The organism is Paenibacillus sp. JNUCC 35, from assembly GCF_058269095.1.
Map to the genome: position 1 here is coordinate 2747908 of NZ_CM177771.1, position 25856 is coordinate 2773763.

Sequence of the window (25856 nt, forward strand, 5' to 3'; positions counted from 1 at the left end):
AGGAGAAAAAGGAGCAGACCATGTTACTGGAAGCGATTGACCACCGGTCGGGGCAGGCTTACTGCTACGCCTACGACGAGCGTACCGTGCATATCCGGCTGCGCACGAAGAAAGACGATGTTGACGCCGTGCACGCGCTGCACGGAGACAAATACGATTGGGAGCGGACAGCTCTTGAAACGAGGCTGTACAAAACGGGCAGCGACCAATTGTTCGACTACTGGCAAGGAGAGCTTGTCCCGCCGCATTACAGACTGAGATACGCTTTTAAACTGACTTCGGGAGAAGAGGTCGTATGGTTGACGGAGAAAGGGTTCGGTACGGAAAAATCGCAGGATCCGCTCACTTTTTTCGATTATCCGTTTTTGTGGCCGCAAGAGGTGCTGAAGCCGCCGGCTTGGGTGAAGGAAGCCGTCTTCTATCAGATCTTCCCCGACCGCTTCGCGAACGGAGATCCGGCCAACGATCCCCCCGGCGTCCGCCCTTGGAGCGACTCCGATCCGGGGCCGTACGATTTTTACGGCGGAGACCTGCAGGGGGTGTACGACCGCATCGACTATTTGACTTCGCTCGGCGTAAACGCGATCTATTTTACACCGCTGTTCGAAGCGGCGACGAACCATAAGTACGATACGGCCGATTACAGGAAAGTCGATCCGGCTTTCGGGGATACGGCGCTGCTGAAAAAGCTGGTTGCCGCGTTCCACGAAAAAGGCATCCGCGTGATCCTCGATGCGGTGTTCAATCACAGCGGAGAAGGATTCGCTCCGTTCCGGGATGTGCGGGAGAAGGGTCAGGAGTCTCCTTACCGGGACTGGTTCCACATCAAGGAATATCCGCTGCGAACGGAGCCGAGACCGTCTTATCATTGCTTTGCGTTCGAGTCCCACATGCCAAAGCTCAATACGGCCAATCCCGAGGTCAGAAACTACCTGCTTGACGTGGCCGAGTATTGGGTGCGGGAGTGCGATATTGACGGCTGGAGGCTGGACGTGGCCAACGAAGTCGATCACGAGTTCTGGCGGGAATTCCGCAAGAAGCTGAAAGCGCTGAAGCCCGATTTCTACATCCTGGGCGAAATCTGGCACGATGCGATGCCGTGGCTTCAGGGGGACCAGTTCGACGCGGTCATGAACTATCCCGCCACCGACGCCATTCTCGATTATTTCGCCAAGGGCGAAATCGATGCCCGGGAGCTTGGCAGCCGGATAAACCGCCTGCTCGCTTCTTATCCGCAGCAGGTGAACGAGGCGGCCTTCAACATCCTTGGCAGCCACGATACCCCGCGGCTTCTGACCCGGATACCGGACGAGGCGAAAGCGAAGCTGGCGGTTCTGCTCCAGTTCACGCTCCCCGGAACTCCCTGCATTTATTACGGGGACGAAATCGGAATGCAGGGCGGACCTGACCCCGATTGCCGGAAGCCGATGCAGTGGGATACGGCCCGGCAAAATCACGGCCTCCTCGCGTTTTACCGCATGCTGATCGAGCTGCGGCGGACACGCCGCGCTTTGAGTGAAGGCACTTTCCGGTTTGTTTACGCGGAGAAGGATCAGCTTATCGTGATGAGGAAGAACGCGGAGGAGGAGCTTTACATCTGCGTGAACAACAGCAGCCGGGAGGCCTCCTGCCACGTTTTCGAGCCGGAACCGGTCTCTTCCGCCGCGGGTGCGCAAAGCGGGCCTCTGCCGGACCGGGAGAGAGGCAGCCGCATCCGGCCGGAAGCCGAAGTGATTCTCGGCCAAGGGTCGTTTGTCCGGACTGAGAACGGCCTCGCGGCAGCGCTGCCGCCGTTCGGCTGGCTGGTCGCATCGGTGCCCCTGGGGCGGTTTGACACCGGCCAAGGGGATATGCTTTAATCAACCTAAACGTTTAAGTAGGAGCGATTAGGATGAAGAAAGCAACCATCAAAGATATAGCCAAAGCGGCGGGCGTCTCCATTGCCACCGTTTCGTATATTTTGAACGATGTGAAGACCCAGTCCATCTCGGACGAAACGCGCGTCAAGGTAATGAAAGCCGCCCAGCAGCTTAAATACGTGGCGAACCGGACCGCTCAATCGTTAAAAATCAAAAAAACGGGCCTGATCGGCATTTTGCTGTTTCAGGAACACGAAGACCAGTACTGGTCCGATTTTAAATATGCCAAAACAGTCAGCAAAATCGAACAGATTTGCGGACAACTCGGATACCATGTCATTTTTATGCAGGTCCGGAGCCAGCTTTCGGATTACAAAATGATCATGGAGCGGAATTTGGACGGCGTTTTCCTTCTTAATGCGGATCAGGAACGGTTCGGCACGATCTCCAATTATTTCGGTTTCGGTATACCCGTTTTTGTCATCGACAGTTATATCGACGATTCGCTGTTTCACAAAATCATTCCGGATTTTGCGCAAAGCTTCCGGGCTTGCGAGGCTGCCCTTGGCGGGCGGCCGGAGTTTCTGGTCACGGATGCTTACAACAACGCGAAGCTTGCCGGTTTCATTCGGGAACAGTCCGGCTTGGAGGATGAACGGATTTGCGCGTATGACAGTCCGGAACAGTTGAACGATTTTCTGTCGCGTTTTGAAGGGAAGCCGGGGATCGTGATCAACGAATTTCTGGCGCTTGAAGTGCTGAAAAAAACGACCCGCATTGCCGCCGTATGCACGTGCCATTGTCCGCAGGTCCTTCCCGATACGGTAGGGAGGATTACGTTCGATTTGAATGACTATCAGGAAATAGTTCATAAAATGGATCGTTACATTCAAGATGCGGACTATGTAGATCCTGAAAAATTTTACTACTTGTCCGGCACTCCGTAACGATCCGTTTCAAAGGAGAGTTCACGGTGAGTTCATCGCGGTTAATTGAAATCAATCCTTTTTATTCTCATACCTTGAAAAACGAGCGGACGATTTATGTGTATTTGCCGCCAAGCTATCACTCGGACGACCGGAAAAGGTATCCCGTCCTGTATATGCAGGACGGCCAGCATGTTTTTTTCAAAGACCGGAAGGGCGAGTCCTGGGATGTTCATCTCACCGTCGACGAGCTGACTGCGCAGGGCAGGATGAGAGAAATTATCGTCGTCGCCGTTTCGCATGTGGAGGACGCGCGAATCGCCGAATATATGCACGCCAATCCGGACGGCCACAACATTTTTAACACCACGAATCAAGGCGAATTATACGAAACGTTTCTCGTCCGTGAAGTGAAGCCGTTCATCGATTCCACCTACCGGACCTTGACGGAGAAAGAGCATACCGCTCTGATGGGTTCGTCCGCCGGAGGACTTGTATCTTACAACATCGGCTTCCGGCAGCCGGAAACGTTCGGCATGATCGGAGCGCTGTGCCCTTTCTTCGTAAGCGTAGATCCGGCCACGATGGAAGACCGGTGGCTGAGCACCGTCTATACGGATAAAAAACCGCTGAAAATATGGATGGATGTCGGGGACGCGGAAGGCTTCACGGTTATGGAGAAGCATGTGAGACAAGTCGCGGATACGCTGATGGACGCGGGCTACAAGCCGGGCGGCGATTTCATGTACTATTTCGCCGTCGGCTCGGGCCATTCCCAGAAAGACTGGGCGGCCAGGGTCCATGCGCCTCTTTTATATTTTTTCGGCGAAATCGGAACTCCAGTACGCATAGATCTTCACGGCCCGGAAAGAATCGGTCTGCAGGGTCCGTCCTGCGCGCTTAATCCTGTCGTTCATTATGACAGCGGCTTTATGATGACCGATCTGGACGTGGACTATGAAGTAACGGACCCGGGTATCGTCGAGGTGACAGCCGAAGGCAGGCTCTTTCCAAAGCGGGAAGGAAGCGTCACCGTCCGCTACAAGGGGCAGGGGCTGACGGCGAGTCTCGACTTGACCGTCGTTCCGCATCTTTCCGATACGGTCGGCGTCACGATGTTCGTCGAAGTGCCGGTCTGCACGCCGAAGACGGATACGCTCTATGCGGGCATCGAATTGCCGATGATCGGAGAGAGGCTCTACGGAGGCACGTTCCAAGTGCCGCGGGGTATTTCCTTCGAGTTCCGTATCTCGCGCGGCCTCGGCAAGCACGAAACATACGCAAGCGGAAGGGAAATACCTTACCGCAAATTTACGGCCCGCGAGGGGCTGGAGCTGTCTTATAAAGTGGAACACTGGGTAGACGTTCCGCCAGAGACGGAAGCAAAGGAGGCGGCGAACGGATGAAGAGTCTGTCGAGTTTGTTGAAAATCGAACAGTTTTATTCGGCCTTTCTGAACAACCGCCGCGATCTGTTCGTTTATCTCCCGCCCGGTTACAGCGAAGAGAGCGGCAGGCGTTATCCGGTATTGTACGTGCATGACGGACAAAATATTTTTCATCCCGCCTTTAACGGCTATTCGTGGAACCTTCATGAAACGGTGGACCGGCTCGTTCAAAACGGTCTGATGGAAGAAATCATCGTGGTCGGCATCGCGAATATGGGCATGCAGCGGTCGGATGAATTCACTCACGAGCTGGAAGGCGTCGATTATTTGCGTGACAAAGTGGAAATCCGGCCGAAAGGGCAGCTTTACGAACAGTTCATCACCGATGAATTGATGCCGTATATAGACTCGCTGTTCCGCACGAAAAAAGGGCCGGAGCACACGGCCATGATGGGATCGTCCCGGGGAGGTCAAGTGACCTACCACATCGGCATGCGCCGCCCGGACCTGTTCGGGAAGCTGGCCATCCTGTCGCCCTATTTTTACTGCGTCGATCCCGTAACTCTGGAGGAAGCGCGTCAGTATCATACCTGGACGGGCAAAGTCCCGTTATCCCGGATCTGGATCGATTTGGGAAGCTGCGAGGGCACGTTGATTCTGGAAAAGCATGTGCGGGAAGCGACGGAAAGCCTTCTGCGGCTGGGCTATAAACCGGATGACGAGCTCGTTTATTACCTGGACCCGACCGGCACTCATTCGGAAAAGGACTGGGCCGCGAGAGTGGCGTCTCCGCTTCTGCATATGTTCGGGAAAAAAGGAACTCCTGCCAAGCTTAGCCTGGAGGGAGAAGAAATCGCAGGCATCCGGGGGCCGGGAATGCGTCTGAATCCGATCGCGGAATTTGACAGCGGGTTTAAAATGTCGCTGCTAAGGGCGGATTACGCGGCCGAAGACGGGACGATTCTGGAGGTGCGTGAAGACGGCACCCTGGTGCCCGGGCGTGAAGGAGAGACCGCCGTTAAGGTGAGCTACGGCGGCCTGTCCGCAACACGGCCGATCCGTGTCGCCGGAGAGCTCAAGGAGCATGTCACGCTTGAGCTGCTTGTGCACGTGCCTGCGGATACGCCGGAAACCGCGGCCTTGTACAGCTGGATTCCGCTTCGCAGAGAAGCGGGCGAACCCGCCGTATATTCCGCACGTCTCGCCGTTCCCCTTAATGTGGCTTTTGAGTTCCGGATCAGCCGGGGGGACGGAGCTGTGGAAGCGGATCAGGCCGGACAGGCGGTTACGCGCTTTTACAAGGCAGAAGCTGACGGCCGGCTGGAACTATCGGTACACAGCTGGAAGAGTCCTCGGTAAGGGAAGAGGGAGGAAATTTTATGATGAACAAAATGATCGTTAGCGTGCTGCTCGGATCTTTGATTGTTTCCGGAAGCCTGATGCTGAACGGAAGTGCCATGCGGCCCGCATTGCCGGATTCCGGTATGGCGGATGGCAAGGCGGCTCTTCCGGGAGCGGGCGGTACCTCAGATATTAAGGCGCCGGTGCCTGCCGGAAGCGTTGAATCCGGCGGCGAGAAGACTTACGCTCAGCTGCCCGTGACACAAACCGCAAATAACATCGAAGTAACCGTGCATGCCGTCAGGCTGAAGGCCGACACGGCGGATTTCGAGGTGACGATCCGAAATCTTTCGGACCGTGAGTCGATCGCGCCGGATCTCGCAAGCGTCTCCGTCGTTACGAATGAAGGCCTGCCGGGCCGGCACTCGGAGAAGGTACGTGTTGCGCAGGTTAATCCGGATTTCGAGCAGGCGGTGATCCAGCCAGGCAAGGAGCGATACGGTTGGCTGAGCAGCGGTGTGTGGAGTGAGGAGGCTCCCGAGCGTCTCACTCTGAATGTGACAATCCGCAGCAACAGCGGTGCGGAGCAGGCGTTTAGCATCCCCGTAGACTGCCGGGGACTTACGTTCCGTACGCTTTGATGATAGGTGACTGACGGACACTGGAGTACAGGGACAGAAGAAGAGAGACGGATCGTGCGGATCGTTCAGAGAAAGCGATAGAGAGTCAGGCAGATAGAGATAGTGATAAAGTAAGATTAAGAGCAAGAGCAAGAGCAAGAGCAAGAGCAAGAGCAAGAGCAAGAGCAAGAGCAAGAGCAAGAGCAAGAGCAAGAGCAAGAGCAAGAACAAGAGCAAGAACAAGAGATAAAAGAGATAACTAGATGCCGCACCCAGGTGCGGCTTTTTGCTTGTGGCAGGCATCGCGCATCGGCATAAATACCTCTTGCATCTTTTGTAGCAAAGGTGTAAGATAAGGCCATAAAGACATTGTGATTTATTTCACATATAATACCTGATCCATTATTATTGATTTATCCGCTTTGGTTAATCGCCAACAGCTCTTTTTTTAAAGAAAGTATGTGAATAAATTCACTAATTAAAATTTCGGGAGGCTATCATCATGACATTCAAAGTTGCCGTAATCGGATGCACACACGCAGGAACCGCCGCTGTTAAAAACATTGCAACGCAATATCCCGACGCGGAAATCACAGTCTACGAGCGCAATGATACTATTTCATTCCTTTCGTGCGGAATCGCGCTGCATGTCGGCGGAGTGATCGGAGATGCGCAGGGGCTTTTCTACAGCAGCCCGGAAGAGCTTGCCCAGCTCGGTGTCGTTACCCGGATGCGCCACGAAGTGCTGGAAGTCGATGTACAGGCCAGAATGCTCCAGGCCCGCAACCTGGAAACCGGAGAGGAATTTGTCGACACCTACGACAAGCTGGTCGTGACGACAGGCTCGTGGCCGGTCATTCCGCGGATGGAAGGCATCGGGCTGGAGAACATCCAGCTGTGCAAAAACTACGGCCATGCCCGTGAAATCATCGCCCGCGCGGCGGAGGCGAAGCACATCACGGTAATCGGGGCCGGTTATATCGGCATCGAGCTGGTCGAAGCGTTCCGCGATCTGGGCAAAGACGTGACGCTGATCGACAACATGGACCGCGTCATGGCCAAGTATCTGGACCCCGAGTTCACCGGGTTGGCCGACAAGGAACTCCGCGAGCGAGGAGTGCGGCTCGCTCTTGGACGGACCGTCGAAGGCTTCCGAGGTACGGACGGCAAAGTCCGCGAAGTCGTGACGACCGACGGCACTTTCGAGACCGACATGGTCGTGCTGTGCATCGGATTCCGTCCCGGAACGGATCTGCTCAAAGGCCAGGTGGATATGCTGCCGGGCGGTGCTATTCTCGTGGACGATTATATGCGCACGAGCCATCCCGACGTGCTGGCCGCCGGAGACAGCTGTGCCGTCCGGTATAATCCGACGGGCGAAGCGGCTTACATCCCGCTGGCGACGAATGCCGTCCGCATGGGAACGCTGGCCGCCATGAACCTGCTGAAGCCCGCCGTCCGGTATCAGGGCACCCAGGGCACATCGGCAATTAAGCTGTTCGACTGGAATATCGCTTCGACAGGACTTACGGAAGGAGCCGCGGCTGCGGCGGGCATGAATGTGAAGGCCGTCGTCATTCATGAGAATAACCGGCCGGAATTTATGCCGACCTATGACGACGTGATGCTGAAGCTGGTTTTCGAAGCGGAAGGCGGCCGCCTGGTAGGGGCACAGGTCATGTCGAAAGCGGATATGACCCAGGCCGTCAATACGCTGTCGGTTTGCATCCAGAACCGGATGACCGTGCAGGAGCTTGCTTTTGTGGATTTCTTCTTCCAGCCGCACTATAACAAACCGTGGAACCTGCTTAATACGGCAGGCTTGGCTGCTATGCAACGGCTGAATGAAACGGCGGGTGCAGAGCTAGAGCCGGAACGGGATAAACCCGACGCCGAACGTGCCGATGCTCGGCCTCACGGTAAATACGGAGTCGCGTAAACGGGCGTAAACGTACAGAGGTTACGGGCAGAACTGCCCGATCCCTAAGCCTGATTTAAAAAGAACCCGCTGCCGTTTTATAAGGAGAGCGGGTTCTATTTATTCATTCGTATTTCTCTTTATGACCACTAGCGGGCTCGAACTACTGACCCTCAGCTTGTCAAAGCGGGGGTCTTTTTCATCAGCATCCACCCTATCCCAAAATCGGAAAATTTCCGTCTGTCTTACGATTATGGTAAAATTTATTTAGAAGCTGCGCAGCCGGTTTTCAACCTAACTGCCGCAAATTTGGCGCAGCGCTTTTAAGATACGGCCGGCTTCTTAGCACTGGGCCAAAACAAGAAAGCCGTCACATACATACGCGGCTAAAACGGGCTTAAACGGCCCTGTCTTTACAATTTTTATCCGGGAGGATAAGCTGATGACATTTGCGGAACATTTTATATAACTCCGTTTACCGGATATCCGGGGACCTCCTTGAATCGTTTTCCTTTCAAAATTTGAACATGAAAACTCAGGAGGTGCCGATCTATGCGTTCGGAACAAGAAATATTTAATCTGGTATTAAAAGTGGCGGAGAATGACAGCCGTGTAAGAGCGGTCGGTTTGAACGGTTCGAGGACGAATCCGAATGTTCCCAAAGACATTTTCAGAGATTACGATATCGTCTATCTCGTCACGGATATGGAGTCTTTTCTAAACGATCCGGAATGGGTGAACGTTTTCGGGGAACGGATGATTATGCAGACGCCGGAAGAGATGGCTCTGTTTCCTAACGAGCTGGGAAACCGTTTTACCTATCTCATGTTATTTAAAGACGGGAATCGGATAGACCTGATGCTTATTCCTCTTGAGGAGAAAGAGATGTACTGCCGGGAAGACAAGTTGACGGTGATCCTGCTCGACAAGGACAACGCTCTGCCGGTCATACCGCCTCCGACGGATGAAGACTACTGGGTGCAGCGGCCCAGCGCCGAATTTTACGCCGATTGCTGCAACGAATTCTGGTGGGTGTCCACCTATGTCGCCAAAGGACTGTGGAGACAGGAAATTTTGTATGCGATCGATCATATGAACCTGGTCCGGGCGATGCTGCTCAAAATGCTGGAATGGAAGGTCGGGATTGATACCGGCTTCTCGCTCAGTATCGGGAAGAACGGCAAATTTTTAAAGCGGTACCTGGATGAAGAATCTTGGAACAAGCTTTTGTCGACCTATGAAAACGGCAGTTATGAGCAGGTTTGGAACGCTTTGTACACGACGGGAGAGCTTTTTGAGCCTGCTGCCCTTCAAGTGGCGGCCGAATTCGGATATGTTTATCCTGCGGAAGAAGCGGAGAAGATCAAACCGTATTTGCGGCAAGTTCAACTTCTTGCTCCCGATGCGAGGGACATCTATTAACATTTCTTGAAACTAAAAAGAACCCTGACACATAGCTGTCAGGGTCTTTTTGTTACGATGGAAACAGGCCCGGCCGCCTCGTTGGTTCAGCCGACGTTAGATTTTATATTGACCGTACGTTCATTCAATAATAAACTAAACGTACTGAACGGAATTTTTTACCTACAGAAAGGAGTTATGTATATGGATCTCTATTATGAAGTACAAGGAGAAGGCGCTCCGGTCGTGCTCATCCACAGTCCCGGTGTAGACTCTCGCGAATGGAAGTTCATCGCTCCGATTTTGGCGCAGTCGTTCCAGGTGATCACGTTCGACGGCCGGGGGACCGGGAAATCCCCGGCTCCGACCGATCCGGCCAATCTGGTCGAAGATCTGAAGCGCCTGCTTGACCATTTGAATATCGGGCAGGCTGTCCTGATCGGTCATTCCATGGGCGGACAGGCGGCAGCGGATTTCGCTTTGACTTATCCTTCCATGGTTAGCCGGCTCATTCTGCTCGCCCCTTCGCTTTCCGGTTTTCCTTACTCGAAAGAATTTACGGAATGGCTGGCCCAAGTAAACTCTTTCGCCCCCGATCTCGACAGAATGATCGGCACTTCCTTGGCCGGTCCTAATTACCGGGTCGTCATGTCGAGTCCGCAGCGGGATTTTCTGATTGAAATGCATACCGACTATATGCGCAGAGTCTTTACGGAATGGAAGAGTTTCGAAGTAAACTGGCCGCAGCCTCCCGCGATCGAGCGTTTAGAGGAGATTAGCGCGCCAACCTTGTTTCTGCAAGGAACGGTGGAATGGGAGGATATGGCACGCGTTGCGGAGGAATATAAGCGTGTGCCGTCGTGTAAAATCATCCGGATAGAAGGTGCCGACCATATGCTGACATTGACTCATCCCGCGGAAACGGCCGGTTATATCGAACAGTTCCTGAAGGACTTTACCTGATGCCGCGTTCAAGGGAAGAAAACGAGCGCGTCCGCCAGCTTGCCCAAGAAAACATCCGGACTTCGGCCATGCAAGTTTTTATAGAGAAGGGCTATTATAACGCTTCTATTGCCGATATAGCGAAAAGGGCGGGGGTTTCCAAAGGACTTTTGTACAATTATTATAAAGGAAAAGAAGAACTTCTCGGCGACATGGTACAAATCCGGATAGAAGAAATCGAAGACGTCATGCAAAAAGCGGCGTCTCTGGGTACCCCGTCCGAGCAGTTGAAACATATCATCGACGGCGCTATCGACAATGTGCTCCAGCACCCGAAAATTTACCGGTTTTATTTGCATCTGCAAACGCAGCCCGAAGAAGATCTGCTGCTGTCCCGGTACAGCCAGATGCTCAATGAGGAAATGGCCCGGCAGTTTCAGCTCCAGTGTGAGATGTTCCGTAAACTCGGAGTTCCCGATCCCGAAATTAGATCGCTTCATTTTTCTTCCGCCATCCACGGAATTTCTCTGATGATCTCGACCTATCCCGAGCATTACCCTGTCCGGCAGGTGAAAGAACAGTTGTTTCGTGATTTTTGCGTTACCGAGTAATTATTCGAGAGGAGCGTCATGATGGAGAACCTTGCGGCGAAAAGCTTGATTGAAAAATACGTGGAGGCCTACAACGCTTTCGATATCGAAGGCATGCTTCTGCATATGCACGAGGAGATTGTGTTCCGGAACATCTCTAACGGCGTCGTGAATGCGGAGACGGAAGGAAAAGACGCTTTTCGCGAATTAGCCGAACAATCCCAAAAGCTGTTCTCTCAGCGCTGTCAGACAATTACGGATTGTGCGGTCAAAGGCGACCGGGGCGAAGTTGAGATTGATTACGAGGGAACTCTTGCGGCCGATCTGCCTCACGGTCCTAAAGCAGGGGAAAAGATCGCTCTTAAAGGAAAGTCGGTATTTAAAATTGTAGACGGCAAATTGCTCGTAATCGAAGATTACAGTTAAAACGGTATCCGGTAGGGCTTGCCGTGTTTTCAGTGAAAAGGTGCGGGCCGTCCCCGTACTTGGTCCACGGCGGTGGTTATACGGCGGCGCAATGCGAAGCGTGAAACCACGTCATGCAAAGCAGCTGAAGTTTCATCCGGAGAGCGGACATTGGGCAGTGTATATGCGGTGTACGAACGCAAACAGGTGCAGGCTTTTTTAGCCTACACCTGTTATTTTTTTTGTCGCGGCGTCAGTAGCGGTCCATAATCAACTGAGTCTTGAGCGAATCCTGCGCGAGGAACCAGCCCTTGCTCTGCAGCAGTGCGATCAGTTCATCGTGCTTCGCGGACGCGGTTGATTCGCTCGTCGTTTTGAACGAAGCTTCGACTATGTATTCGGTGCCGGTTCCGGCAGAGTTCCGGATCGGCCATACTTCGATGTACAGCTTCAAGCCATTCCAGGTGCCGATCGAGCGTTTGGCAAGCACCGGCCCGTAGTAGCGGGAGCTTCCGAGCAGACTCGTACCCCACCCGTTGCTGAGCCAATCGTCGAACTTGCCCGGCGCATTGCTGATCATCAGGCTGCGGGCATCGCTGACAGACGGAAGATCCATGCCGCTGTATCCGGATTTGCTGGCATTTTTGCTGCGCGTGATGCTCAAGGTTTTGTTCTGGTAGCCCCACTCGACTTGCGCTTCGTAGTTCGTGTCACTGGAGTCGAATCCGTCCTGGTTCGCTTTCGTAAGTGCGGCGTTGATATCGTTGTTTGCGATCGGGTACCGCTTTTTGTAGCTCAGCTCGAATTTGCTCTCGCCTTCGGTTTTACGAATGCGGGGGCTCCAGCCGCCGGTGTAAATAGTTTTGGCGTCCGTGTCCAGGAAAGCCACATTCATTTTGGTAACGCTGGACGGCATGGCGAACGTATCCAGCACGTCGCTTTTGAGCTTGTTATCCGAGCCCAGAACGGCCGCCGGACTCATCAAAATCTTTACCTCGTAATCGGGTACCATGTTGCTTGCGGCATGTGCGGGTGCGGACTGGATAACCGTACCGGTCAGCAGAGTCGAACCGACGGTCAGGACAAGCGCGGTGGTGCGAAGCAAACGTGTAAACATCCAATTTTCTCTCCTTTATTCTCATCTTGAATAGTTTCCCATTATTTAGAATAAAGAACGTTTATTAGCTTATCGTCAAGGGAAAGGACGATTTATGTAAATACCGCTTTATTTATATTCGCAGAGAAGGTGAATTAAACCACATAAAAAAGGAATAGGAAGGATACTCGATGCAGCTTGTTCGTTATTGCGTTTGGAATGAATAGAGGTGTGGTCCGGAGAGAGGGTGTGGGGAATCGAGCTTAATCGACAAATGTGCATGTTTCGGCAATGACATATGTCACATGAAATGTTGTTATTTTGTAAAAATGGATAAAAATAGACCTTATTATTAAATTAATACAAAATAGTTCGAAAATACCATGATTACCGGGAGGACATCAGTTATAATTGGTAATTGATGGTGAATTATGCAATTTTATAAGAAGAGGAAGCAAATGGAACTCCTACAAAGCTTGAAAGCAAAAATAGTTTTAGATTTAAATGCAAGAATTTCTTGTTGCAAAATCCCGTAGACGGGATGATTTCATCCATTTGCTAAACTGCCCGCGAAGGGAGGATACCTTTACTCATTATCTCTATCCGACATCAAATGTCAAGTTTTGGAATATTTTTACCCATCGGACAATTAATTAGACGAGCCTGCCGAAAGAGACCCTTCACTTTTTGTCCAAGTTTTTTTCAAAGTTTGGAGTGTGGAATTTAGATAACAGGTTTGCATACCTGAAAACGAATCTCTATACCAGGAGAGTGTCGATGTGAGAGAAAATACGAACAAACGGTTTGCTTTAACTCAAGCGCAGCGAAGAATATGGAGTATGGAAATGATGTATCCGAATACATCGGTCGGAATCATCGTGGGTACTTTGTTTATTCGCGGACCCGTGAATACCGACGCTTTGATGCAGGCGATCTATCAGCTGGTCCGGGACCACGATGCGTTCCGAATCCGGATTGCGTCTTCCGATGCCGGCGAACCCGTCCAGTGGTTTGCGAATGAATCGGACATTGAACCGTACTGCGACTATATGGAAATGGGCAGCGAAGCCGAAGCGAAAGAGCGGCTGGATCAATTTAATCATACGCCGATATCCATATTTGACGAACAACTGTATCAATTCTGCCTGTTTAATCTGAATAACGAAGAACATTGGTTTAACATAAAAATACATCACAGCATAGCGGACGGTATCGCATCTCATCTTATTTGCACGACGATTATGGAAAACTATGCGAAATTAATCGACGGCCGAGAACCGGATGCTAAAGCCAAAGGGACTTATCTCGATTACATCTACGCCGAACAAGAATACGAGCGTTCGGATCGCTACCAGAAGGACAAAGCCTACTGGCTGGACAAGTTCGAATCCTTCTCGGAAATAACACGAATGAAACCGAGTTCGCCTTACTCCGTGAGTACGGAGGCCGACAGGGTGAGTGTGCCCTTCGCGGGCAAGCGCTACGAACAGCTGCAGCGTTTCAGCGAAGAGAACAACATCAGTACCTTTACGGTGTTTTTGGCGGCTTTATACATATTGCTCCATAAAGTAACGGGAAATGAAGATATTACAGTCGGCACCATCTATGCGAACCGGACGTCGAAGCAGGAGAAAGAGACGTTAGGGATGTTCGTGAGTACGGTTGCGACCCGAATGCTGCTCGAGCCGGATCAGCATGTATTGGCGTTTTTGCAGCATGTGTCCAAAGAACAGAAAGCGAATCTCCGCCACCAGAAGTACCCGTATAATCAGCTTATTCAAGACTTAAGAGAGCGGAACAAACAGTGGGACGTTCCCGAATTGTTCCGGGTGGACATCGAATATTTGCCCGTGAACTGGACTTATTACGACGGCCTCAGCGTAATTCGGAAAAGCAGTCATTCCGGGCACGAAGTGGGCGATTTTGCCGTACACGTTGTAGATATGCTGGACGATAAGGAAATTGATTTGAATATCGATTACCGGGCTCAGTTGTTCGATGAGAGTGAAATCTTACGGATCTCGGAGCAGTTGTTTACTATTATTGACCAGATCGTCCTTAACCCCCGGCAAACCGTCCGCGAGCTGTCCATGCTGAGCAATGAAGAGAAGAATAAAATTTTGACGGAATTCAATCCGCCGGTGTCCGAACTTCCGCCTGCCAAAACGTTCCACCAATTGTTCGAGGAACAGGCGGCGCTGAATCCGGATTCGGCGGCAGTGGTGTACGAGAACAATCAGCTCACATACGGGGAGCTCAACGATCGGGCCAACCGCCTGGCGGGTTCGCTGCGCGGAGCCGGAATCGGCCGTGAAGCGGTCGTGGGTATTCTGGCCGACCGTTCGGTCGATCTGCTCGTCGGCGTCATGGCGGTATGGAAAGCTGGAGGCGCGTACGTTCCGCTGGACCCGGATTATCCGTCCGATCGCATCCGCTATATGCTCGAAGATAGCGGTGCGGCCGTACTGCTGACGCAAAGCGGACTGAGGGACAGAGCCGGAACGTGGCAGGGAGAAGGAGGAGCGCTTCGAACGATTCTATGCCTGGACGACGAGAAGTCGTACAGCGAAGAAAGGGAGAACGCGCCAGCGGAGAGCCGGCCGGACGACCTCGCCTACGTGATCTACACCTCCGGCACGACGGGACGGCCGAAAGGCGTTATGATCGAGCACCGGAGTCTGGTGAATACGGCAGCGGCTTACCGCAAGGAATACAGGCTCGATCAGTTCCCCGTACGCCTGCTGCAGTTGGCGAGCTTTTCCTTCGACGTGTTCGTCGGGGATATCGCCCGGACGCTCTACAACGGCGGCACCATGGTCATCTGCCCGAAAGACGACCGGATCGATCCGACACGCCTGCACGGCTGGATACAGAGCCGGCAGATTACCGTGTTCGAATCGACGCCGGCGCTAATCATCCCGTTTATGGAGCATGTGGCGCAGCAGGGGCTCGATATGAGCTCGATGAAGCTTCTCATCACCAGCTCCGACAGCTGCAGTGTGGAAGATTACCGGCAGCTGCAGGAACGGTTCGGTTCTCAGTTCCGGATCATCAACAGCTACGGCGTGACGGAGGCGGCGATTGATTCGAGCTTCTACGACGAACCGCTCTCCAAGCTGCCGGAAGCCGGAAACGTGCCGATCGGCAAAGCCTGGCTGAATGCGAAATTTTACATCGTGGATGCTCAGTTGAACCCCGTTCCCGTAGGAATTCTGGGCGAGCTGTGCATCGGCGGGCCGGGCGTCGCCCGGGGGTACATGAACCGTCCGGAGCTGACGGAAGAGAAGTTTGCGGACAGCCCGTTCGCTGCCGGAGAGCGCCTGTACCGCACGGGCGATCTGGCTCGCTGGATGGAAGACGGCAACGTGGACTTCATCGGGCGGATCGACTATCAGGTGAAGATCCGGGGGTACCGGATCGAGCTCGGCGAAATCGAGACGGCCATGCTGCGTTTTGACGGCATCCGCCAAGCGGTCGTGACCGACCGTACGGACGAGCGGGGCCAGAAGTATTTGTGCGGGTACGCGGTGGCGGAATATGAAATCGATACCACAGAGTTGCACGCGTATCTGGAGCAGACGCTCCCTTCGCATATGGTGCCGGCTCGCGTGATGTGTCTGGACCGGCTGCCACTTACGCCGAACGGCAAGGTAGACCGCAAAGCGCTGCCCGAGCCGGAAGGAAGCTTACAGGCAGAGGTGAAATACATCGCTCCCCGAACTCCGGCGGAGCAGGCGCTTGCCGCCGTCTGGCAGTCCGTGCTGGGCGTAGACAAAGTCGGTCTGTCAGACAATTTCTTCGGACTCGGCGGCGATTCGATTAAAGCGCTGCAAGTTTCTTCAAGGCTCCTTCAGGCCGGTTACAAGCTGGTTATGCGTGATCTTTTCCACTATCCGACGATAGCGTCCCTCAGCCCGCAGCTTCAAACGGCCGGCAAAACCGCCAGCCAGGAAGAGGTGACGGGAGCCGTGACGCTGACGCCGATTCAGGGCTGGTTTTTTGGGCAAAATCCGGCCGATCCGCATCACAGCAATCAGGCCTTCATGCAGTACCGCAGGGAAGGTTTCGAGGAGACGGCTCTGAGGAAAACGATCGCTAAGCTGGTCGAGCACCATGACGCGCTTCGTACGGTTTACCGCAAAACCGGAGCCGGATATGAAGCGTGGAACCGGGGGACGGAGGAAGAATTGTTCAGCCTGGAAGTGGCTGATTTTACGGGCCTCGGAAGCTGCAAGGCAGCCGTTGAGGCGAAGGCGAGCGAAATCCAGGGGAGTATCGACCTTGAAAAGGGGCCTTTGGTGAAACTGGGCCTATTCCGCTGCACGGATGGCGACCATTTGCTCATGGCCATCCACCATCTTGTTGTGGACGGCGTGTCCTGGCGCATCTTGTTTGAAGATTTTGCGGCCGGTTACGAACAGGCTCTCGGCGGACAAGCGATTTCGCTTCCGCATAAAACGGATTCGTTCCAGACATGGGCCGGTCAGTTGTCCCGCTATGCGGGTAGTATGGCGCTTGAATCCGAGCGGGCTTACTGGAGGCAGACCGGGCGGATCGAACTTGCGCAGTTGCCCAAAGATTTGGGGCAGGATAAATCACGGCTCAAAGACAGCGATGTCGTGACCGTAAGATGGACGGAAGGCGAGACGGAGCAGCTCTTGAAACAGGCGCACCGCGCTTACAATACGGAGATGAACGATCTTCTGCTTACCGCCCTCGGTATGGCCGTCCAAGCCTGGACGGGACATAGCCGGGTGCTCGTGAATTTGGAAGGCCACGGCCGTGAAGACATTCTTCCGGATGTCGACATTACGCGCACCGTCGGATGGTTCACCAGCCAATTTCCGGTCATGCTGGAGGGCGGCCGGGATCAGACGGTTGCCCAGCAGATCAAGCAGACCAAGGAAGGCCTCCGGCGTATTCCGAACAAGGGAATCGGCTACGGCATTCTGAGGTACATGTCGGAAGAGCGGGAGAGCGACCTATTCGGTTCCGATCCGGAAATCAGCTTTAACTACCTCGGCCAGTTCGATCAGGATTATCAGAGCAGCGGCCTGGAACCTTCTCCGTTCTCAACTGGGAACGATATCAGCGAAAACGCGGTGATGGATTTCGCGCTCGACATGAACGGTATGGTCACGGAGGGCTCGCTTGAGCTTACGATCCGCTACGGCACGACACAGTACCGCCGGGAGACGATTGAGCGGCTGGGGAGCCTCTTGGAAACAAGCTTGCGGGGAGTAATCGCGCACTGCTTGTCCAAGGATCTGCCGGAGCTTACGCCGAGCGATGTCCTGCTGCCAGAGCTGTCCGTAGAAGAGCTGGAGCAGCTGACGGCACGCACCGCCCCCATCGGCGAGCTGGAAAATGTGTACACGCTGACTCCGATGCAGAAGGGCATGCTGTTCCACAGCCTGCTGGACGCCGATTCGGAAGCCTATTTCGAGCAGGTGACGTTCGATCTGCAGGGCAGCCTCGACGCCGAAGCTTTTGCGAAAGGGCTGGATATGCTGATTCAACGGCATGAAGCGCTTCGGACCAATTTTATAAGCGGATGGAAAGATGAGCCGGTTCAGATCGTGTTTCGTCAGCGGAAAGGCGAAATTTACTACGAAGATGTAAGCGGACTTGACGAGGCGGAGAGAGAGCAAGCACTCGCTGAACTGGCAAACGCCGACAAAGCCCGGAAATTTGATTTGGCGCATGACTCGCTTATGCGGGTGACCCTTGTGCGGACTGATGAACAAACCTGGCATTTGATCTGGAGCCACCATCATATCCTGATGGACGGCTGGTGCATGTCCTTCATGATCAAGGAAGTGTTTGAAAGCTATTTCGCGTTTCTGGAACGAAGAAAACCGGAACTTCCTCCCGTTACTCCGTTTGCCCGCTATATCGAATGGCTGGAGAAACAGGATCGGAACGCAGCAGCCGACTATTGGAGCGGTTATTTGAACGGCTACGACCAGCACACGAAGCTTCCTCAGGAAAAAGCGCAGCGTAAAGCGGAAAGTTTCAACGCGGTCGAACTGGATTTCGAATTCAGCCGGGAACTGAGCGAGCGGATCGAGCGCGTGTCCAGGCAAAATCAGGTGACGCTGAGTACGTTCGTCCAAACGCTCTGGGGTCTCGTTCTGCAGGTTTATAACAACAGCCGGGATGTCGTGTTCGGCTGCGTCGTTTCGGGCCGTCCGGCGGATATCGCCGGTGTGGAAAGCATGATCGGCCTGTTTATCAATACGATTCCGGTCCGGGTTCGGAGCGAAGCGGGAGAATCTGTGGCAGATGTCTTGCGAAAAACCCAGGAGCAGGCACTTGCTTCGGGCGCGTACGATACGTTCCCGCTTTATGAAATCCAGGCGCTTAGCGAGCAAAAACGCGATCTTATCAGCCATATCATGGTATTCGAAAACTATCCGATGGAGGAACGGATCGAACAGCTTATCGGAGGAAACGGAGCTTTGGCCATTTCCAACATTCAGGCCCCGGAGCAAACGAACTACGATTTCGATATAACGGTTATTCCGGGCGAGCGGATTGTGATCCGGTTCACCTATAACGCGGATACGTTCAGCGAGGAAGACATCCGTGGGATTCACGGGCATTTCACTCGGGCGGTCGAGCAGGCTACGGCCGATCCGAACATCCCCGTCGAACAGTTGGAGCTGCTTACGCTTTCCGAAAAAGAGCAGCTGTTCGAAGCGTTCAATCCGGCCATGTCCGAGCTTCCGCAGGTGCAGACGTTCCATCGGCTGTTCGAGGAACAGGCGGTCCGGACTCCCGATGCGGCGGTCGTTGTCTACGAAGACAAGCAGCTGTCCTACCGGGAACTTAACGAACGGGCCAACCGGCTGGCCGGAACGCTGCGCGCCGGAGGCGTCAGCAGAGAGTCGATCGTCGGCATTCTGGCCGAACGTTCGGTGGAGCTGCTCGTCGGCGTCATCGCCGTATGGAAAGCGGGAGGCGCGTACGTGCCGCTAGATCCGGATTATCCGGCCGACCGCATCCGGTTTATGCTCGAAGACAGCGGAGCGACGGTGCTGCTGACGCAGACTTCTCTCAGAGAGAGCGCCGGGGCTTGGCTGGAAGCGGAAGAGACGGCGCTGCGCACGATCCTTTGCCTGGACGACGAAAAGTCGTACAGCGGGGACGGAGAGAATGCGGCTATCGGAGTCGTCTTGGAAGGCAGCGTAATCGGGGATGCTGATGAAAGCGCAGAGAGTGCCAGGGTGTTTGCCGGTCTAGGAGACAACGCTGCGTTGGGCAGCACGGCTGACAGCGGATCGGACGGCATTTCTTACGAGACGCAGCCGCACGATCTCGCCTACGTGATCTACACGTCCGGCACAACGGGACGACCGAAAGGCGTCATGATCGAGCACGGCAGCCTTGTGAACACGGCGGCCGCCTACCGCCGGGAATACCGGCTGGACCGGTTCCCGGTACGGCTGCTCCAGCTCGCGAGCTTCTCCTTTGACGTGTTCGTCGGGGATATCGCGCGAACGCTGTACAACGGCGGCACGATGGTCATCGTGCCGAAAGACGACCGGATCGACCCGACCCGGCTGCACGGCTGGATCCAAGAACAGCAGATTACCGTGTTCGAATCGACTCCGGCGCTCATCGTGCCGTTTATGGAGCACGTAGCCGAAAATGCGCTGGATATGAGCTCGATGGAACTGCTCATCACCAGCTCCGACAGCTGCAGCGTAGGCGATTACCGTGTGCTGCAGGAACGCTTCGGCTCGCAGTTCCGGATCATCAACAGCTACGGCGTCACGGAAGCGGCGATTGATTCGAGCTTCTACGACGAGCCGCTGGCGAAGCTGCCGGAGACGGGCAGCGTGCCGATCGGCAAAGCGTGGTTGAACGCGAGGTTCTACATCGTGGACGCGCACCTGAACCCGGTGCCGGTCGGCGTCCTGGGCGAGCTGTGCATCGGCGGCCCGGGCGTGGCACGGGGCTACTTGAATCGTCCGGATCTGACGGAGGAGAAATTCGTGGACAGCCCGTTCGTCACGGGTGAACGTTTGTACCGCACGGGCGACCTGGCCCGGTGGACGGCAGACGGCAACGTCGACTTTATCGGGCGGATCGACCACCAGGCGAAAATCCGGGGCTACCGGATCGAAACCGGTGAGGTCGAGTCGCAGCTGCTCCAGGCGGACGGCGTCCGCGAAGCGGTCGTCATCGTACGCGAAGACGGCAGCGGGCAGAAAGCGCTGTGCGCCTACTTCACGGCGGGCGGCGAGCTTGCCCCAAGCAGTCTGCGAAGCGCGCTGGCGCAGGAATTGCCGGGCTACATGATCCCGTCGTATTTCATCCGGCTGGAGCGGATTCCGCTGACGCCGAACGGGAAAGTCGACCGCAAGGCGCTGCCGGCGCCGGAAGCGGGCGCGGACGGAGGCGCGGAGTATATCGCGCCAAGGACGCCGCTGGAAACGAAGCTGGCCGCCATCTGGCAGGATGTGCTCGGTCTTCAGAAGGAAATCGGCATCCGCGATAACTTCTTCGACCTGGGTGGACATTCCCTACGGGCGACGACGCTTGTCGGCAAAGTGCACAAGGAACTGAACGTCGATCTGCCGTTAAGAGACGTTTTCCGTCACTCGACGGTTGAAGATATGGCAGAGGCAATCGCCAACATGGAACGGCAGGAGCATGTTTCCATTCCTGCTGTGGAGAAAAGGGAGTTCTATCCGCTTTCGTCCGCTCAGAAACGTTTGTATATTCTCAATCAGCTTGAGGGAGCGGAGCTGAGCTACAACATGCCGGGTACGCTGATACTCGAAGGTGCGCTGGACCGGAACCGGTTCGAGGAAGCATTCCGCAGTCTGATTCAGCGCCATGAAACACTGCGCACGGGCTTCGAAATGGCGAACGGGGAAGCGGTGCAGCGGGTATACCCGGATGTGGACTTTTCCGTGGAACATGTCGGGGCAAGCGAGGAAGAAGCGGCAGAAACGGTACTGGCTTTTGTCCGTCCGTTCGATCTCACGAAACCGCCTTTGATTCGGGTCGGCTTGGTCGAACTGGCGGTTGAGCGGCAACTCTTGATGTTCGATATGCATCATATCGTGTCCGACGGAGTTTCGATGGACGTGCTGGTGGAAGAGTTCGTCCGCTTATACAGCGGAGAAGAGTTGGAGCCTCTGCGCATTCAATACAAGGACTACGCCGTCTGGCAGCAGTCCGAAGGGCAGAAAGAGCAGCTAAAGCGTCAGGAAGCTTACTGGCTTAATGCCTTCCGGGGAGAACTGCCGGTGCTGGAGCTGCCGACGGATTATGCCCGGCCTGCCCTGCAGAGCTACGAAGGACGGACGCTCCAATTTTCCATGGATGCGCAGAAGAGTGAAGGCTTAAAGCGGCTGGCGGCGGAAACAGGCACAACCTTATACATGGTTCTGTTTGCGGCATATACAGTCATGCTGCATAAATATACAGCTCAGGAAGACTTGATCGTAGGCACGCCGATTGCCGGCAGGACACACGGAGATGTGCAGCCGCTCATCGGAATGTTCGTCAATACGCTGGCAATCCGCAATTACCCGGCCGCGGACAAAACGTTCCTCTCCTACCTGCAGGAGGTCAAGGAAACGACTCTGGGCGCATACGAGCATCAAAACTACCCGTTCGAGGAATTGGTGGAAAAGGTGCAGGTTGCCCGGGATCTAAGTCGCAACCCGCTTTTCGACACGATGTTCACGCTGCAAAACACGGAAAACAAAGAGCTTCAACTGCCCGGCCTCCGGCTGGTTCCTTATGCGAGCGAAGAAATCGTGTCCAAGTTTGACCTTAGTCTGGATGTGACGGAAGCCTCCGGCGGCCTGGATTACTTGTTCGAGTATGCAACCTCTTTGTATAAAAAAGAAACGATAGAACGAATGGCCAAGCATTACGAGCAGCTTTTGAATGCCATTGTGATGAGCCCGGAAGCCAAAATCGCCGATCTTGACCTGGTGACTCCTTCCGAAAAAGAGCAGCTGCTCGAAGCGTTCAATCCGGCCATGTCCGAGCTTCCGCAGGTGCAGACGTTCCACCGGCTGTTCGAGGAACAGGTATCCCGCACTCCCGATGCGGCGGCGGTTGTCTACGAAGACAACAAGCTGTCCTACCGGGAGCTCAACGAACGGGCGAACCGACTGGCCGGTACGCTGCGCGAGAGCGGCCTCGGCAGAGAGTCGATCGTCGGCATTTTGGCCGAGCGTTCGGTTGAGCTGCTCGTCGGCGTGATCGCCGTATGGAAAGCGGGAGGCGCGTACGTGCCGCTAGATCCCGATTATCCGGCCGACCGCATCCGGTTTATGCTCGAAGACAGCGGAGCGACGGTGCTGCTGACGCAGACTTCTCTCAGAGAGAGCGCCGAGGCTTGGCTGGAAGCGGAAGAGACGGCGCTGCGCACGATCCTTTGCCTGGACGACGAAAAGTCGTACAGCGGGGACGGAGAGAATGCGGCTATCGGAGTCGTCTTGGAAGGCAGCGTAATCGGGGATGCTGATGAAAGCCCAGAGAGTGCCCGGGTGTCTGCGGGTCAAGGAGACGGCGCTGCGTTGGGCAGCACGGCTGACAGCGGATCGGACGGCAGCTTGTCCGCATCAGGCACGCCGGACGGTGTCCCAGCCGAAACCCAGCCGCACGATCTCGCTTACGTGATCTACACGTCCGGCACGACGGGACGGCCGAAAGGCGTCATGATCGAACACGGCAGCCTTGTGAACACGGCGGCCGCCTACCGCCGGGAATACCGGCTGGACCGGTTCCCGGTACGGCTGCTCCAGCTTGCAAGCTTCTCCTTCGACGTGTTCGTCGGAGATATCGCGCGGACGCTGTACAACGGCGGCACGATGGTCATCGTGCCGAAAGACGACCGGATCGACCCGGCCCGCCTGCACGGCTGGATCCAAGAACAGCAGATTACCGTGTTCGAATCGACTCCGGCGCTCATCGTGCCGTTTATGGAGCACGTAGCCGGAAATGCGCTGGATATGAGCTCGATGGAACTGCTCATCACCAGCTCCGACAGCTGCAGCGTAGGCGACTACCGTGTGCTGCAGGAACGCTTCGGCTCGCAGTTCCGGATCATCAACAGCTACGGCGTCACGGAAGCGGCGATTGATTCGAGCTTCTACGACGAGCCGCTGGCGAAGCTGCCGGAGACGGGCAGCGTGCCGATCGGCAAAGCGTGGCTGAACGCAAGGTTCTACATCGTGGACGCGCACCTGAACCCGGTGCCGGTCGGCGTCCTGGGCGAGCTGTGCATCGGCGGCCCGGGGGTGGCACGGGGCTACTTGAACCGTCCGGATCTGACGGAGGAGAAGTTCGTGGACAGCCCGTTCGCCACGGGTGAACGTTTGTACCGCACGGGCGACTTGGCCCGGTGGACGGCGGACGGCAACGTCGACTTTATCGGACGGATCGACCACCAGGCCAAAATCCGGGGCTACCGGATCGAAACCGGCGAGGTCGAGTCGCAGCTTCTTCAGACGGACGGTGTCCGCGAAGCGGTCGTCATCGTACGCGAAGACGGCAGCGGGCAGAAAGCGCTGTGCGCCTACTTCACGGCGGGCGGCGAGCTTGCCGCAAGCAGTCTGCGAAGCGCGCTGGCGCAGGAATTGCCGGGCTACATGATCCCGTCGTACTTCATCCGGCTGGAGCGGATTCCGCTGACGCCGAACGGGAAAGTCGACCGCAAGGCGCTGCCGGCGCCGGAAGCGGGCGCGGACGGAGGCGCGGAGTATATCGCGCCAAGGACGCCGCTGGAAGCGAAGCTGGCCGCCATCTGGCAGGACGTGCTCTGTCTTCAGAAGGAAATCGGCATCCGCGATAACTTCTTCGACCTGGGCGGACATTCCCTGCGGGCGACGACGCTTGTCGGCAAAGTGCACAAGGAACTGAACGTCGATCTGCCGCTGCGAGATGTTTTCCGGCATTCGACGATTGAAGAAATGGCTCAAACCATAGCGGGACTGGAACACCGGGAACACACCGCCATCCCTGTACTCGAAAAACGCGCTCATTACCCGCTGTCTTCCGTTCAGAAAAGGCTATACATCCAGCATCAGATGGAAGGCGCGGAGCTGAGCTACAATATGTCGGGCCTCATGGTCCTCAAAGGGGAACTGGCCCGCGGTCGCTTTGAAGCTGCGCTTCGCGGGCTGATCGGCCGTCATGAGATTTTGCGTACGGCATTCGAGATGGTGGACGGCGAACCTGCACAGGTTATTTACCCGGAAGTGAATTTCGCCCTGGAGTACCGGCAGTCGGACGAAGAAGGAGCCCGGGAAATTGCCGCACAGTTTGTCCGCGTCTTTGATCTGGAACAACCGCCGCTGCTGCGGGTCGGTCTGATCGGGCTGGAACGGAACCGGCATATTCTGATGTTCGACATCCATCATCTTGTTTCCGACGGCGTGTCCACCGGAATTTTAATCGACGATCTTCTCCGCATGTATACGGGCGACAACCTCCGGCCGCTGCGGATTCAATATAAGGACTTCGCTTCGTGGCAGCAGTCCGAAGCGCAGAGCGAGCGTCTGAAAAAACAGGAAGCGTACTGGCTGGACGTGCTGGACGGAGAGCTGCCGCAGCTTGAACTGGCGACCGATTTCGCGAGACCGGCGGTGCGGAGCTACGAGGGAGATGTGCTGGATTTTGCCATAGACAAGCAGCAAAGCGAAGCCTTGCAGCAAATCGCGGACGATAACGGCGCAACCTTGTATATGGTTTTCCTCGCCGCCTTCACCGTTCTTCTGCATAAGTATTCCGGACAGGAAGACATCATTGTGGGCACGCCGGTCTCAGGCAGAACTCATGCGGATACGGAACCTCTGATCGGAATGTTCGTGAACACGCTGGCGATCCGAAATTACCCGTCCGGTGAGAAAATGTTCCTTGCTTACCTGGATGAAATCAAAGAAACGATGCTGGGAGCCTATGAAAACCAGGATTATCCGTTCGAGGAGCTTGTGGAAAAAGTACAGGCGGCAAGGGAGTTGAGTCGGCATCCGATATTTGACTCGGTGTTTGTGATGGAAACGAGAGAAGACCGGATCAGCCGTTTCGGAGAGTTAACCGTCGAACCTTATATCGAGGCCCAGACGGTCGCCAAATTTGATCTGACCCTGGAAGTTACGCATGAGGAAGAAGGCATGAGCGGTCATTTTGAATATGCGACTAAACTGTTTACCCGGAACATGATCGACAATTTTGCCGAAGACTTTCTGACCATCCTCTCCAAAATTTGCGAGCAGCCTCATGTCCTGCTGAAAGATCTTTCCTTAAACGGTTCTTCGGAGCAGGAAGAGGACTTGCTGGAAGCTATTGATATTGTTTTCTAAAGCTTTACCCGGCGGATGTGCGTGCGGCGCATTC

At 55.0% G+C, this 25856-nt stretch carries 12 protein-coding genes; 11 read left to right on the forward strand and 1 reads right to left on the reverse strand.

From position 1 onward, the window contains the following. Nucleotides 1-20: 20 nt before the first annotated feature. The 10 genes from AC2TF6_RS12665 (at nucleotide 21) to AC2TF6_RS12710 (ending at nucleotide 11410) form a co-directional block, all read left to right on the forward strand. A complete protein-coding gene (locus tag AC2TF6_RS12665) occupies nucleotides 21-1859 on the forward strand; it encodes a glycoside hydrolase family 13 protein (RefSeq protein WP_491311308.1) in 1839 nt (612 codons plus the stop codon). Between the two features lie 32 nt (nucleotides 1860-1891). After that, nucleotides 1892-2806 carry a LacI family DNA-binding transcriptional regulator gene (locus AC2TF6_RS12670; protein WP_491311309.1) on the forward strand — a complete coding sequence of 305 codons (915 nt, stop codon included), beginning with the start codon at nucleotides 1892-1894 and terminating at the stop codon, nucleotides 2804-2806. A 26-nt stretch (nucleotides 2807-2832) separates the two neighbouring features. Next, nucleotides 2833-4191, forward strand: a complete 1359-nt coding sequence (locus AC2TF6_RS12675) for an alpha/beta hydrolase (protein WP_491311310.1) — start codon at nucleotides 2833-2835, stop codon at nucleotides 4189-4191. Beyond that, complete coding sequence (locus AC2TF6_RS12680; RefSeq protein WP_491311311.1) at nucleotides 4188-5531, forward strand: alpha/beta hydrolase; 1344 nt, start codon at nucleotides 4188-4190, stop codon at nucleotides 5529-5531. The genes AC2TF6_RS12675 and AC2TF6_RS12680 overlap by 4 nt, the downstream gene beginning before the upstream one ends. Before the next feature lie 20 nt (nucleotides 5532-5551). Next, the gene (locus tag AC2TF6_RS12685; protein WP_491311312.1) at nucleotides 5552-6154 is read left to right on the forward strand and encodes a hypothetical protein; all 603 of its coding nucleotides are present in this window, start codon (nucleotides 5552-5554) and stop codon (nucleotides 6152-6154) included. 481 nt (nucleotides 6155-6635) lie between these two features. Continuing rightward, on the forward strand, nucleotides 6636-8072 hold the full coding sequence (locus AC2TF6_RS12690) for an FAD-dependent oxidoreductase (RefSeq protein WP_491311313.1): 1437 nt from the start codon (nucleotides 6636-6638) through the stop codon (nucleotides 8070-8072). Between the two features lie 531 nt (nucleotides 8073-8603). Further along, nucleotides 8604-9473: an aminoglycoside 6-adenylyltransferase gene (locus AC2TF6_RS12695; RefSeq protein WP_491311314.1), complete on the forward strand. Its 870-nt coding sequence runs from the start codon at nucleotides 8604-8606 to the stop codon at nucleotides 9471-9473. Between the two features lie 183 nt (nucleotides 9474-9656). Then, nucleotides 9657-10415, forward strand: coding sequence for an alpha/beta fold hydrolase (locus tag AC2TF6_RS12700; protein WP_491311315.1), 759 nt, complete (start codon nucleotides 9657-9659; stop codon nucleotides 10413-10415). Next, nucleotides 10415-11005, forward strand: a complete 591-nt coding sequence (locus tag AC2TF6_RS12705) for a TetR/AcrR family transcriptional regulator (protein WP_491311316.1) — start codon at nucleotides 10415-10417, stop codon at nucleotides 11003-11005. The genes AC2TF6_RS12700 and AC2TF6_RS12705 overlap by 1 nt, the downstream gene beginning before the upstream one ends. A gap of 21 nt (nucleotides 11006-11026) precedes the next feature. Then, complete coding sequence (locus AC2TF6_RS12710; RefSeq protein WP_491311634.1) at nucleotides 11027-11410, forward strand: nuclear transport factor 2 family protein; 384 nt, start codon at nucleotides 11027-11029, stop codon at nucleotides 11408-11410. 232 nt (nucleotides 11411-11642) lie between these two features. On the opposite strand, the gene AC2TF6_RS12715 is transcribed toward AC2TF6_RS12710, so the two are convergent. Next, entirely contained in the window at nucleotides 11643-12506 is an 864-nt protein-coding gene (locus AC2TF6_RS12715) for a hypothetical protein (RefSeq protein WP_491311317.1), read from the reverse strand. A 758-nt stretch (nucleotides 12507-13264) separates the two neighbouring features. Here AC2TF6_RS12715 and AC2TF6_RS12720 point away from each other — a divergent pair. Further along, entirely contained in the window at nucleotides 13265-25822 is a 12558-nt protein-coding gene (locus AC2TF6_RS12720) for an amino acid adenylation domain-containing protein (RefSeq protein WP_491311318.1), read from the forward strand. Nucleotides 25823-25856 lie beyond the last annotated feature (34 nt).